Source organism: Hyella patelloides LEGE 07179 (assembly GCF_900659865.1).
Taxonomy (GTDB): domain Bacteria; phylum Cyanobacteriota; class Cyanobacteriia; order Cyanobacteriales; family Xenococcaceae; genus Hyella; species Hyella patelloides.
In genome coordinates, this window is sequence record NZ_LR213970.1 from 1 (window position 1) to 12,502 (window position 12,502).

Sequence of the window (12,502 nt, forward strand, 5' to 3'; positions counted from 1 at the left end):
CATTGGAAGCATTTCGTACAGCCATGTCTTATCGTTTTGTTCAGTGGCTCAATCATAATCTAGACGTTTTTGTCGCTTACAAAGCGAGTTTAGGGTTTATTTGGGCTTGATTTTTGTTTAAGTACCGTTAGTTGAATATGACTAGACCCCTGCATTAATAGGAAGAAAATGAGAAAAGTAGGTTAGAGAGATGAAGAAGTCAATGACCTACAAACAAATTTAAAAATCTCCAGGAAAAAGAATTCAAACGTCTGTGTGGAGTAAAGCCACAATTATTTCAAGAAATGGTGGAGGTACTAAAATAAGAATTACCCAAATCAAAACAGCCCTAAAGGATTAGCTTCACGTCCGAGGGGGATAACCAAAACTAAGCGTAGAAGATCGACTGTTACATGATATCAAGTTAATTTTAGTTAATGCGATCGCTACATACCCAAATGTAAACTATATTAATACAATATATCTGTCCTAGAATATTTTTAGCTAAAATGATTCAACTAACTAAAATTCCTAGTATTTTAGTAGGACTTCGTTTTGCAATCTCTCCTTTACTTGTTTTAGATGCCCTCGATGGTCAAACTACTATTTGGTTTATAGTTGGTTATATTATTGCGGTAATTTCGGACATTTTTGATGGTATTATTGCTCGTCGCTTAAAAGTTAGTACAGTTAAATTGCGTCAGGCTGATAGTTGGGCAGATATTTGTTTATACCTATGTGTTGCTATTAGTGTTTGGTTAATTTACCCTCAAACAGTTCTAGACTTTCAAATTCCTTTATTCTTGGCAATCTTAGCTCAACTGACATTATTTACAGTCAGCTTAATTAAGTTTAAAAAATTTCCTAGTTTCCATACTTACACGGCAAAAATATGGGGTATAACCTTACTCATTGCTACAGTGGCATTATTTGGCTTTGACTACACAAAAACTCTCTGGCTGGCTATTTTACTATGTTTAATAAACAGTATTGAGGAGATTATAATGACACTATTATTACCCGAATGGCAATGCGATCTTTTAAGCATCTTTCACGCAATTAATTTACGGCAAACTGAGATAACTAAAATCAAATCACTCTCAGAATAAGATGCATGATGGGTTTATTAAATTAAGCGCGATATTGCACAGCAAAATCTTTGTTGCACGCCCTAATAACTTAAGATTTAAAATAAAATGACTAATCATATTATGGCAATTTTTCCCTATCTTTATGAAGATACATGGGTATTTGATGATGAAAGAGTCGGGCTAGAAAAAGAACCTTTTGTCTGCGGTATTCCTGAAATGATCGATATCATGACCCAAAATATTACTGATGCCGATAAAGGCTTTAAAATGCTATTTTCTCTATCTCCTTTTCCTGGCTATCAAGCAGAATTAATTTATCTTAGAGAAGAGTATGGAGGTAATTGGTATAGCTGGAAAAAATATAATTTAGAAGGTTGGTTATGTCCTGCTATGTTTCGTTACTTTGGCGAAACACCAGAAAAAATTTACTGTAAAACAGAAAATAAATAAGTAGTCCCACCTAAAAAAACGTTTAATATAACAGTACGTTAATAGGCTAGGACATCTTAAAAACTTTCTGTGTTTCTTGGTTAACTAAAAAAAACTTGAAATATCAAAATCATGCTTCTGTAAGGGAAGTTTCTCTCTCTTCTGAAGTTGATAAAAATCGCTCTGTAATCCAAGCGGTGATGATGTGAGATAGCAATCCCACTGGTCCAGCAAAGAGACATAAAATTAAAGAGTGGAATGTCCAAACTCCAGTTTTTTGTCCTTCCCAATAAATCCAGCGACCGACAAACAAATCAAAGGCTAGAAAATGAATCCATCCTGTAGCTGCGATTCTTTCAATGGAAAAAAATTGAGCGATATCCGCTAACTGAGGATTGGATAAAGCCTGAGCCGATTCAGGAGTAATTGTCCCTGAAAAAAGATAGATATACAAACCTGCTAGGGCGACAAATGGTAAAAAAGATTCCATTATTTTTTTGGTAATTCCCCACTTTGGAAGTAAAATCATCAAAGCCCAGAAAGGAAGAACAAAAAGATTGGCAATATCGAATAGCTGAGTAATCGTCATCACAGGTAAAGAACTAATAGGTTACTTTACAATGATTGTAACAAAAAAGAGCGATCGCCTTTGAAGAAAATTACAGAACAAAAGTACAAAAGTATTTTTCAATCCAAAAGCGAATTGTCCAGTTACAAATTACAGTGCAGCATAACCAAAGGTGACATTAAACTGCTCACACCAGATAGCAACAGATTGATACTCATCTAAATCAACACCATCAGGAATTAAATATTTCTGTGTACCATCAAAACTTTGTAAAGGAGCAATGGTAATATAGTCTTCCTCGTTGAGATTAACAGAGACAGAATTACTACGGTGTAACAATACTTTGACAGCTGGGCCTTCAGCAGTTGTAAAATCAGCATCAAATGCTAAATATCTTTGCCCATTCTCCTCAATTATTTTTGCTTTGCCTTCAGTGGGATGATCTTGTTCCACTGTGACAAAATCACCCTGAGCAATTACATTAGCTGTAGCTTCTTTGTTTGCGACTAATTGAGTCAATTGTGAGACAGAATTTGCTTTAACTTGAGGAGTGAAGATAGCACTGCTTACTGTAGTCAATAATAAGGCAGAGGTCAAACTAATAGCGGATAAATGTAGAAGTTTCATTACTTTAAATTTCCTAGTGATTGATTGAACTATTAATTAAGATAAAAACCCAATCTAAATCCACCATGATTATTATCTGAGATTTTTCTGGGAAAATACTTAATCTTATTCAGAAAGCAGAGAAGGCAATCAACTAGTGACTATTAACAAGCGACAACCAATAACCAATGAAACTTTTCAACAATTTTCATTTTAATGGTTAATTTTAAGCTTTTTCGGGAATCTTAAAACAAGAGGGCAATTATCAAGTCTAGATGAAGAGCCGTTGAGTTGACCAACGGTCAGAGCAGGCTTCGTCGTTGTACGGCGGAGTAATCTCTGACTTCTTCGTTAGAAGGGAGGGCAATTATAGAAAGGATGAAAACACTGAAGTCAGAAGAAGCAATCGCAGAATCTTTGCAGCTTATTGATAAGGTTTTCCGAGGAAGCCTCGTCATTAAAGCTGGTGATTTTTTAAAATGGAAACTTTATTTTCGTTTAGGGCGTTTGAGTTGGGTAACAGGAGGGGTCAATCCTAATGAACGTCTACAAAGACATTTGGCTATATTTTGCCCTAAAATCACCCCCACACAACTCCAGCAAATTCCTTTAGAACATCAGCCCTATCGAGAGCAAAAAGTTCTAGTTGATTTACAAGGACAAGGTTTAATTCAAAGAAGCCAAATGGCGAGCTTGATGGAAAGTATCGCTATTGAAGTTTTATTTGATGCAATTCAATATGGGGAAACTAATAATGATAATTTATCTTGTAACAAAGTTTCTGAAGAACAAAACGATAATTTATTACTCTTGCTTCCTTTCTTAAATGTTGATGCAATTCTGACTGAAGCTAAACAACAATGGGATGAGTGGGAAACTGCGGGGTTCTCTAAATATTCTCCTAATTTATATCCGACAATTAAACAAGTAACTCTTTTAAAATCAGTTATTAAAAGTGATGTCGAACAAAAAATTGTTAGGTCTATGGATGGCAATCAAACATTAAGAAAAATTGCTGCTAAAAATAAAATTGGTGTTTTAGATGTTACTCGTTTTGTACTTTCTTTGTTTGATTTAGAAGCAGTTACTTTCTCAAAAGTTCCTCGGACTAAAAATAAAACTTCGACCGTAATTGATTCCAATCCAAGTAAACCTATTGCTAGTGCTAAAGCCCCTAGTAAGAAAACTCCCCCAAAATATCATAAAACTAAAGCTAATAAATCCCCTTTAGTTGTTTGTGTAGATGATAGTCCTTTAATTTGTAAAGTAGTTAAAGATATTGTCTTAGAACAAAATTATGATTTTTTGGAAATTCAAGAGCCAATTAAAGTCATTCCCACCCTATTAAGAAAAAAGCCCAACTTAATCTTTTTAGATTTAATGATGCCCGTAATCAATGGTTATGAGCTTTGCGCACAACTAAGAAAAACCCCTAGATTAAAAGATGTTCCTATTATAATTTTGACAGGAAAAGACGGTTTAATAGATCGTATGCGAGCTAAAATGGTTGGTTCTACTGATTTTATGGCTAAGCCCGTAGATAAGTTATCCTTACTTAAAATGTTAGAAAAATATTTAACAGTTAATCAATAAATTATGAGTAAAATCTTATTAGTGGAAGATAGCGAAATCCAAGCAGAGCAAATAACTCGTTGTTTAGAAAAAGAAGGTTTAATGGTTTTTCGAGTTGGTAGCGGAGAAGAAGCACAACTGAGATTAAAACAACAACAACCAAGCTTAATTGTCTTAGATGTTATTTTACCTGGACAGAGTGGTTTTGAGCTTTGTCGTCAGTTAAAAAATAATCCTAAAACCAAAGAAATTCCCATCGTTATTTGCTCTACTAAAAATACTGAAATTGATAAAACTTGGGGTGAAATGAGTGGAGCAGATGCTTATATTTCTAAACCAATTGATGAAAATCAGTTAGTGTTAACAGTTAATAAATATCTTTAATTAAGTAATTGTGAAAGAAACTATCAGTAACATTTCTTTCTTAGAAAGCGATCTTTTGTTGTTAAAGCCAGACCGCCAAAGACAACAACAGGGAGAAAGATTTTTACAATTTTCTTTGAAAGAAGAAATTAATGGCTTAGTGTCTTTAGGTGATTTACAAGGAACAATTGAAATTGCCTTGACAGACATTTTACCCGTACCCCAAGTTGCCGAATATTGGTTAGGTATTACTAATTGGCAAGGTGAAGCAATTTGGATTTTAGATTTAGCCCAACTTGTAGGCGCACCTAATTGGTATCGGCGGGAATCTATCAGCCAATTGGGAATGGCGATGTTAATCACCATTGAAAATCAGACTATTGGACTATTGGTAGAAAGGGTTAAGGGGATTGAAATTTACGATCCGCAACACTGTTTACCTGTAGCAGAAATTAATACTACAGCCAAAAAGCGATCGCACCGCGCCTCGCCAACGGCGAGATCGCTTTTTCAAGGCTATTTTCTCGACCTTAACGGGAAACCTTCTATGCTGCTGGATATTAAAAGTTTATTCTATCTTTTACAGAGTTAATTTTGGCTCTTATATTGCCCACAATAATTACTATTAATTGTTTTGAATAACTATGAATTCTAATAATTTTTCTTTTATGCCTATTATGGATAATTATCAAAATTTAGTTGACAATAATATTCCTGAACCCGAAATTACCCCTGAAACTAAGCCTAATAGTAGTGATTTAGTGCAAAGAATTAAAACTAGTTTATATAAACAAGAACGAACTCGTACCTGGAAATTTATTCAGCGTATGCGTCAAGAGACAAACTTTGCTAAGTTACTTGATCGAGTAGTAGCGATGGTGCGTCAAGAGTTAAAAGCCACTCGCGTTTTTGTCTATCAATTTCATAATGATACTCAAGGAATTGCGATCGCTGAAGCTGTGACATCGGAAGAAGCAAGCATTATTAACGAGATAGTTTCTTGTGATTATTTTGGTCAAGCAACAGCTAGTCATTATAGAAAACAAGGTTTTGTAATTGTCGAGCGAGAACCGAACCAAGACTTTGAGTCGGCGGACAAGCTAATAGCCCAGGCTTCTTTGGCAATGCCAATTTTGTCTAATACTAACTCTGCTAGCTCTGTATGGGGCTTATTAGTGGTGCAGCAAGAATCCTCTAGACAGTGGCAAGAGGATGAAATCAATCTTTTAGATCGTATTACAGTAGAATTGACTTTAGCTTTGCAAACGGCTCGTCCTTTTCTGGCTTTCGGACAGCAATCCGATCTGGCAAATAAAGTTAACCAAGATATCCAAAAATCAATCACAGAAAGACTACAACTAATTAGTAACAGCTTAAAAGTAGAGCGAACTTTAGTTTATGGCTATCATCCTGACGGTAGCGGTAAAGTTTTAGCCGAAGTCATTGATGGTCAATGGAAACCTGCTGGTTCTACCCTTGAAAAAGACTACTTCTTACCCGATCACTATCAGCCTTACTATGCAGTAGATGATGTAGCAACTAAAAAGCTCAGTTTGTGTTTCCAAGAACAGTTAGACGCATTAGAAGTAGAGGCATACATTACCGTACCCATCGTTCATAATCAACAATTAATTGGTCTTCTGAGCGTTTTCCAACATTCTCATCCTCGTAATTGGCAAGAGTCAGAAGTAAGATTACTACAAGAATATGCCCATAACCTGAGTTCCCCAGTTCAACAAACTGCTGCAATGCGTAATACTCAATTCCAGTTACAGCAGAAAAACAAAACTATTGAACTAGAAAAAGGTTTAACCAAAATGTTAGAGCGGATTCGCTCTAGTGAAAAGAAAGAAACTATCTGGCAAATTGCTACCCAAGAAGGGCGAAAACTCATGGAAGTAGATCGCCTAGCTATCTATCGCTTTGAGCCAGATTGGAGTGGTAAATTTATTGCCGAATCTGTAGCTGGGGGTTGGTCAAAACTGATTGACACCATGCTGGTAGTGCAAGATACCTATTTGCAAGAAACTCAAGGGGGACGTTACAAACACGGAGAATGCTTTGCTGTTGAAGATATTTATACCATTGGACATCAAGACTGTCACCTAGAACTATTAGAACAGTTTGAAGCCAGAGCTTATGCAATAGCACCTATTTTTGGCGCAAACAAGAAATTATGGGGATTAGTGGGAGCTTACCATAACCAAGGCTCTCACAAATGGCAACTAGAAGAAACTGCTGCATTAAGACAAATCGGTTTGCAAATTGGTATTGCCATGGAGCAAATTGAGTATATAGAAGAATTAAAAGAAAAAAACGTCAGAGAATCAGCTATTATTAATTTTTCTGGTCAATTAGTGAGTCGTTTGGCTGGTTTATCGAGAACCAGTTTTGATGTAGATAGCCTTTTAAATTCTACAATTGAAGAACTACGTCAAGTACTCAAAGCAGATCGAGTAGGTATTTGTCAGTTTCATACTGACGGTGGTGGAGAATTTAAAATTGAATCTGTGGATGCAAAGTGGAATGCTGTTGTAGGTACAGATTTAGCCCAGGTCGATCGAACCTATTTTCAAAAAAATCAAGGAAGCTATTACGTTCAAGGAGAAAGTTTAGCAGTTAATAATATCGATCGAGCTGATCGTTCTCCCCGTCATCTCGAATTGTTAGAAAAATGGGAAACGAAAGCTTATGTCATTGCTCCTATTTTTCTAGAAGATAAACTATGGGGTTTACTAGGGGTTTATCAAAACGATGCTCCCCGTGAGTGGAAAACTTCGGAAACAGCAATTATTGAGCAGGTTAGTACACAGATTGGCATTATCTTACAGTTAACAGAATATGTAACCAAGCTACGCACTCAAGAACAAGAATTAACCACAGCAGCAGATCGAGAAAGAGCTAAAAGGGAACAGCTACAGCAAGGTGCATTGAGAGTATTACGAGCCTTACAGCCTTCTTTCCAAGGAGATTTAACCGTACGCGCTCCCCTCTCAGAAGACGAAATTGGCACGATCGCTGATGGTTACAATACTACTATTCAAAGTCTGCGGGAGTTAGTCCGACAAGTACAAATCTCTGCCACTAAAGTTAGTGATACCTCTGGTAATAACACCTCTTCTGTAACTGAGTTATCCGACCAAGCACAACAACAGGTTGACCGCTTAGGAACTGCTCTTTCTGAGTTACAGTTAATGATTCAATGTACTGAAGAAGTGACCATGAACGCCGAAAAAGTAGGTCAAGCAGTTCGAGAAGCCAACCGAACAGTCCAAAACGGCGATTCTTTGATGGAACAAACTGTAGATAGTATTTTAGAAGTACGAGATACAGTATCGGAAACAGCCAAGAAAGTTAAGCGTTTGGGTGAAGCTTCCCAAAAGATTTCTAAAGTAGTTAACCTGATTGATAATTTTGCCACTCAAACCAATTTGCTCTCTCTTAATGCAGCTATTGAAGCAACTCGCGCAGGAGAATACGGTAAAGGCTTTGCAGTGGTAGCCGATGAAGTTCGTACCCTCGCTTATCAATCAGCTAACGCCACTACCGAAATTGAAAGACTGGTAGCGGAAATTCAAACCGAGATCGGCGAAGTTACCGCAGTGATGGAAGTGGGTATTGCTCAAGTTGTTCAAGGTTCAGAATTGGTTGATGAAACTCGCCAAAGCTTGAGTGAAATTGTGGCTGTAACTAATGAAATTAGCGGTTTGGTTGCAGGTATCACCGAAGCTACCAAAATTCAAAATAAACAGTCGCAAACCTTGACTGAAGCGATGACTGATGTTTCCACTTTGGCAAATAAAACCTTTGCCAACTCTACGCAGATTTCGCAATCTTTCCAAGAGTTATTAACTACCTCTGAAGAATTACAAACCAGTGTCAGTCGTTTTAAAGTTGACTAGCAATCAAGGATGAAGGATCGGGAATGAGGGATGGAGTAAATACAATTTCTTACTTTATCGTTCATCGTTCATCATTCATCCTTGAAAAGAACTTGCTACTTAAAAGTAATCTCTATAAACAATTGTTATGAGTATCGAATCAGATTCCCAAGGGGAACTATATCAATATTTTCTGGGGGAAGCACCAGAGTTATTACAAATCATTGAAGAAACTCTACTGAGTCTGATTGAAGAAAAAACGGTAGAGAAAGTTCATACTTTGATGCGAAGCGCACATACTCTTAAAGGAAGTGCTGCTAGTGTGGAGCAAGGGACAATTCAAACCATCGCCCATCACCTAGAAGATGTGTTTGAGGCTCTTTATCCTGAAGAATTAGCTATCGATACCGAACTGGGTGCTTTATTGCTAGAAGGTTATGATTGTTTGCGCGAACCTTTAAGCGCGACTCTTTCCGACATTCCTTATGACGAGAATACAATTTTAGAACACACAGCAGAGGTTTTTGCTCAACTACAAGAGAAGTTAGGAGATTTCTTTGGACGAGAAGCCGAACTTCCCACTTCAGAAGAGTTAGGCTTTGATGTGGTGGGGTCAATTTTTGCGGAAAGTGTGGTTCAAGATTTAGAATTGCTGGAAGAGGTGATTGTCAGTCAAAACCTGGAAGAAATTGAAGAAGTTCTACGATCGCAAACTGAGTTTTTCGCCGATTTGGGTGCTTCCTATGAGTTACCAGGATTGACTGAAATTGCCGAAACAACTATCACAGCTATCGAACAAAATCCCGATCATGTTTTAGAAATTGCGGTAGAAGCTTTGGCAAATTTCCATCAAGCAAGGGCTGATATTTTGGATGGCGATCGCCAAAAAGGAGGAGAGGTTTCTGCTGAATTACAAAACTGGGTAACAGCAACTTCTATCAATCCTGAAGCAGAAATGTTTGATGATTCTTTCTTCTTTGAACCCATAGATGATGGTTCTGAGATGACTATGGCTTTTGCTGTAGATTCCAACGCATTGACAACTATTTCTAAAACAGTCGCCCAAGAATTCTCATCAGAAGTAGATACAGAGACTTTTGTGGAGGAAACAGAGCCAGAAGCAGCGATTATCGAAGAGGTTGCTACTTTAGAATCAAAAGTAACTGATATTCAACTCAATGCAACTCAAAGCCTTCCTGCAAAATCTCCTGTAGACGAAATTTTACAATCCATTGCGGTTTTAAGTATTCCTGTGGTGGATTCTGATGGTCAAGATGCTTCAGATATCACATCATCTACTTCTCAAAAAACTTCTAATGCAATACTTCCTAGTATTAAGGTAGCAATAGAGCAGTTAGACCAACTAAATCATACTGTTGGGGAACTATTTATCAAAGAAAATCAACAAAACCTGCAACAAGAACAACTGCAACTATTCGTTAAAGAAACTTTCCAAGAATTTCGTCGTTGTCAGCAAGAATTATCTCGCCTGGGAGATTGGTCAGAACAACAAAAACGTGACTACAAACGTCAACAAAGAAAACTTCGTCATCACCAATCAGTAGCAGCTAAAGAAACAGTTCCCAGTTTAACCGCAACTCCCAGAAATACGCTTAATTTTTCTAGCCTCATCAGACAAAAAAAACACAATTCTGTAACTGAGTTTGATGCTCTAGAGATGGAGGTTTACAGCGATCTCGATCTCAGGCTACAAACCGTTACGGAAAAAATGACCCAGTTGGGAAACAAAATTGAAGCCATAGACCGCATTTTACAACAATCTTACCTCCATGTTAGTAAGCGCAAACAACTGTTAGACCGCGCCCAAAAAGAACTTTTACAAGCGAGGATGTTGCCTTTAAACACCGTACTCAATCGCTTTCCCCGCCATCTTCAACAAATGGTAGCTAGCCACCAAAAACCCGCCAAATTAAAGACTATTGGGGGAGAAGTTAGTATTGACAAAGCGATCGCTGAAAAACTCTATGAACCTTTACTACACTTGATTCGCAATGCTTACGATCATGGCTTAGAAACTCCTGAAGTGCGACTACAGCAAGGTAAGTCAGAAGCAGGAAAAATCACTATTCGAGCTTATAATCGAGGTAACCGTACTATTATCGAAATTAAAGACGACGGTAAAGGGATCGATCTCGAAAAAGTATTAATCAAAGCAATTGAAAAAAATTTTCTCGAACCCTCTCAACTAGATAGTATTTCTAACTCAGAAATTATAGACTTCTTATTTCAACCAGGATTTTCTACAGCTTCAGAAGTTACCGATTTATCTGGTCGTGGAGTGGGTTTAAATGTAGTTAAGAGTCAAATTACCAGCCTGGATGGTACAATTTCCGTTCGTTCTAATTTAGGTGAAGGAACTACTTTTACTCTACAACTACCCCTCAATCTCACAACAGCCAGATTACTTTTATGTGAATCTCAAGGAATTATTTACGGTATTTTATCAACGGAAATTGAGAGAATTATTGCTTCTAGTCCCGAACAACTTCAACCGCAACCATCTATTACGGGAGATAGCAATAAATTTTTGTGGCGCGAACAACAAGGAGGCATTACTAAATTAATTCCCATATGTCCTATAGAAGATTTGGTTGATTATCCTTATCCAATTATTGCTCGTAAAAGCTCTCTTTTAGAAACCTTAGTTGCCAAAAAAGATAAAAACCCCAACAAGTCTTTACTTTTAATAGAAGCAGAAGACAAAAAACTCTGTTTACAAGTAGACAGAATCTTAATTGAACAAGAATTAGTTATTAAATCTTTAAATAGTTTAGTTATATTACCCAGCTATATCCAAGGTTATAGTGTGTTAGGGGATGGTAATCTTTCCTTAGTAATTAACCCCGTAGAATTAGTAGCTCAAACTCATAGTCAATCTAGTCGAAAATCTAGTGAAACAGCTACTCCATCTTTTGAATTATCTCAATCTAGTCTAACAGAAATTGCGATCGCTTCCAATACTAAAGCGATTTCTTTTCGTAAGCCAACCATTCTTGTAGTAGAAGATTCCATAGTTCAAAGACAAAGCTTAGTGATGATTTTAGAAAAGGGTAGTTATGAAATTATTCAAGCTGCTAATGGTCAAGAAGCGATTGCTGCTTTAGAGCAAAATTCTGAGATTAATTTAATTATTTCTGATGTTGAAATGCCAGTAATAAATGGCTTTGAACTCTTGAGTTATTGCCAAAATGATGCTCAATTTTCTCAAATTCCTATTGCGATGGTTACTACTCGTAGCGGACAAAAACATCGTCAACTTGCTTTATCTTTAGGAGCTAAAGGATATTTGACAAAACCAGCCAAAGAAAAGGAACTTTTATACTTAGTTTCTGAATTAATTTCTCTTTAAAATTCTATGCTTAATACTATCTCTATTCCACAATTATCTAGTAGCAAGAATGTTACTCAAAATACCTCCAAAGCTGTTGCTTTCAAGGTACTAAACTATTGGTTTGCTCTTCCAATAGAAGCGGTTCTGAGAATTATCATCTGTCCTCCTCTTGATGCTCCGCTCAAAGATTGCTTGGGCTTGGTAGAATGGGATCGACAAACTATTACAGTTATCGATTTAGCGCAAAAACTACAGGATGGTGAGTCGGAATTTGAAACTGCGGAAACTTCATCTCATCGCTTCTTAATTTTGACTCAAACCCAATCCGCCGAATTATGTGGTTTTTTAAGCAATAGTTCTCCGATACTTTTGGATATTCCTTTAGAAAATATTCGTTCTATTTCTGCATCTTATCGTCAAGTTGCCGATCTCAGCGTAATTAGTAAAATGGCTATCTTACCCCAACAAGAATCAGAAAAAGTTTTGAAAATATTGCTGTTAGGAAACTGGAATTAAGCCACAAATAGTGGTTATCCCTCTTCTGTCACTTTCCGAATTAAAAGATTACGAAATAAGGTGATTTATCCAGAAAGAAGCAGTGTGGGAAATTGATTAATGCTATCAATTAAGTTATGTAATCCTAGTAATAAAGAAGAATTAG

At 36.8% G+C, this 12,502-nt stretch carries 10 protein-coding genes; 8 read left to right on the forward strand and 2 right to left on the reverse strand.

The window, feature by feature from the left end:
- Positions 1 to 488: 488 nt before the first annotated feature.
- Positions 489 to 1,088 (forward strand): CDP-alcohol phosphatidyltransferase family protein, encoded by a 600-nt coding sequence (locus tag H1P_RS24070; RefSeq protein WP_144872118.1) that lies wholly within the window; start codon positions 489 to 491, stop codon positions 1,086 to 1,088.
- 87 nt (positions 1,089 to 1,175) lie between these two features.
- On the forward strand, positions 1,176 to 1,520 hold the full coding sequence (locus H1P_RS24075; RefSeq protein ID WP_144872120.1) for a DUF6717 family protein: 345 nt from the start codon (positions 1,176 to 1,178) through the stop codon (positions 1,518 to 1,520).
- A gap of 109 nt (positions 1,521 to 1,629) precedes the next feature.
- Here the strand turns inward: H1P_RS24075 and H1P_RS24080 are convergent, their stop codons facing one another.
- Positions 1,630 to 2,088 (reverse strand): ABA4-like family protein, encoded by a 459-nt coding sequence (locus tag H1P_RS24080; RefSeq protein WP_144872122.1) that lies wholly within the window; start codon positions 2,086 to 2,088, stop codon positions 1,630 to 1,632.
- A 129-nt stretch (positions 2,089 to 2,217) separates the two neighbouring features.
- A complete protein-coding gene (locus H1P_RS24085) occupies positions 2,218 to 2,694 on the reverse strand; it encodes a DM13 domain-containing protein (protein ID WP_144872124.1) in 477 nt (158 codons plus the stop codon).
- Positions 2,695 to 3,051: 357 nt separating this feature from the next.
- On the opposite strand from H1P_RS24085, the gene H1P_RS24090 reads away from it, so the two are divergent.
- The 6 genes from H1P_RS24090 to H1P_RS24115 all read left to right on the forward strand — a co-directional run bounded on the left by H1P_RS24090 (position 3,052) and on the right by H1P_RS24115 (position 12,357).
- On the forward strand, positions 3,052 to 4,266 hold the full coding sequence (locus H1P_RS24090) for a response regulator (protein ID WP_144872126.1): 1,215 nt from the start codon (positions 3,052 to 3,054) through the stop codon (positions 4,264 to 4,266).
- A gap of 3 nt (positions 4,267 to 4,269) precedes the next feature.
- Complete coding sequence (locus tag H1P_RS24095; RefSeq protein WP_144872128.1) at positions 4,270 to 4,629, forward strand: response regulator; 360 nt, start codon at positions 4,270 to 4,272, stop codon at positions 4,627 to 4,629.
- A 10-nt stretch (positions 4,630 to 4,639) separates the two neighbouring features.
- Positions 4,640 to 5,200 (forward strand): chemotaxis protein CheW, encoded by a 561-nt coding sequence (locus H1P_RS24100; protein WP_186376115.1) that lies wholly within the window; start codon positions 4,640 to 4,642, stop codon positions 5,198 to 5,200.
- A gap of 52 nt (positions 5,201 to 5,252) precedes the next feature.
- Entirely contained in the window at positions 5,253 to 8,510 is a 3,258-nt protein-coding gene (locus H1P_RS24105) for a GAF domain-containing protein (RefSeq protein ID WP_144872132.1), read from the forward strand.
- A gap of 127 nt (positions 8,511 to 8,637) precedes the next feature.
- On the forward strand, positions 8,638 to 11,859 hold the full coding sequence (locus H1P_RS24110) for a hybrid sensor histidine kinase/response regulator (RefSeq protein WP_144872135.1): 3,222 nt from the start codon (positions 8,638 to 8,640) through the stop codon (positions 11,857 to 11,859).
- Between the two features lie 6 nt (positions 11,860 to 11,865).
- Entirely contained in the window at positions 11,866 to 12,357 is a 492-nt protein-coding gene (locus H1P_RS24115) for a chemotaxis protein CheW (RefSeq protein WP_144872137.1), read from the forward strand.
- Positions 12,358 to 12,502 lie beyond the last annotated feature (145 nt).

Bases quoted from the DNA above. Each gene is read 5' to 3' on its own strand.
- H1P_RS24075 (WP_144872120.1), top strand. From the start codon at position 1,176: ATGACTAATCATATTATGGCAATTTTTCCCTATCTTTATGAAGATACA.
- H1P_RS24070 (WP_144872118.1), top strand. From the start codon at position 489: ATGATTCAACTAACTAAAATTCCTAGTATTTTAGTAGGACTTCGTTTT.
- H1P_RS24090 (WP_144872126.1), top strand. From the start codon at position 3,052: ATGAAAACACTGAAGTCAGAAGAAGCAATCGCAGAATCTTTGCAGCTT.
- H1P_RS24095 (WP_144872128.1), top strand. From the start codon at position 4,270: ATGAGTAAAATCTTATTAGTGGAAGATAGCGAAATCCAAGCAGAGCAA.
- H1P_RS24105 (WP_144872132.1), top strand. From the start codon at position 5,253: ATGAATTCTAATAATTTTTCTTTTATGCCTATTATGGATAATTATCAA.
- H1P_RS24115 (WP_144872137.1), top strand. From the start codon at position 11,866: ATGCTTAATACTATCTCTATTCCACAATTATCTAGTAGCAAGAATGTT.
- H1P_RS24110 (WP_144872135.1), top strand. From the start codon at position 8,638: ATGAGTATCGAATCAGATTCCCAAGGGGAACTATATCAATATTTTCTG.
- H1P_RS24080 (WP_144872122.1), bottom strand. From the start codon at position 2,088: ATGACGATTACTCAGCTATTCGATATTGCCAATCTTTTTGTTCTTCCT.
- H1P_RS24085 (WP_144872124.1), bottom strand. From the start codon at position 2,694: ATGAAACTTCTACATTTATCCGCTATTAGTTTGACCTCTGCCTTATTA.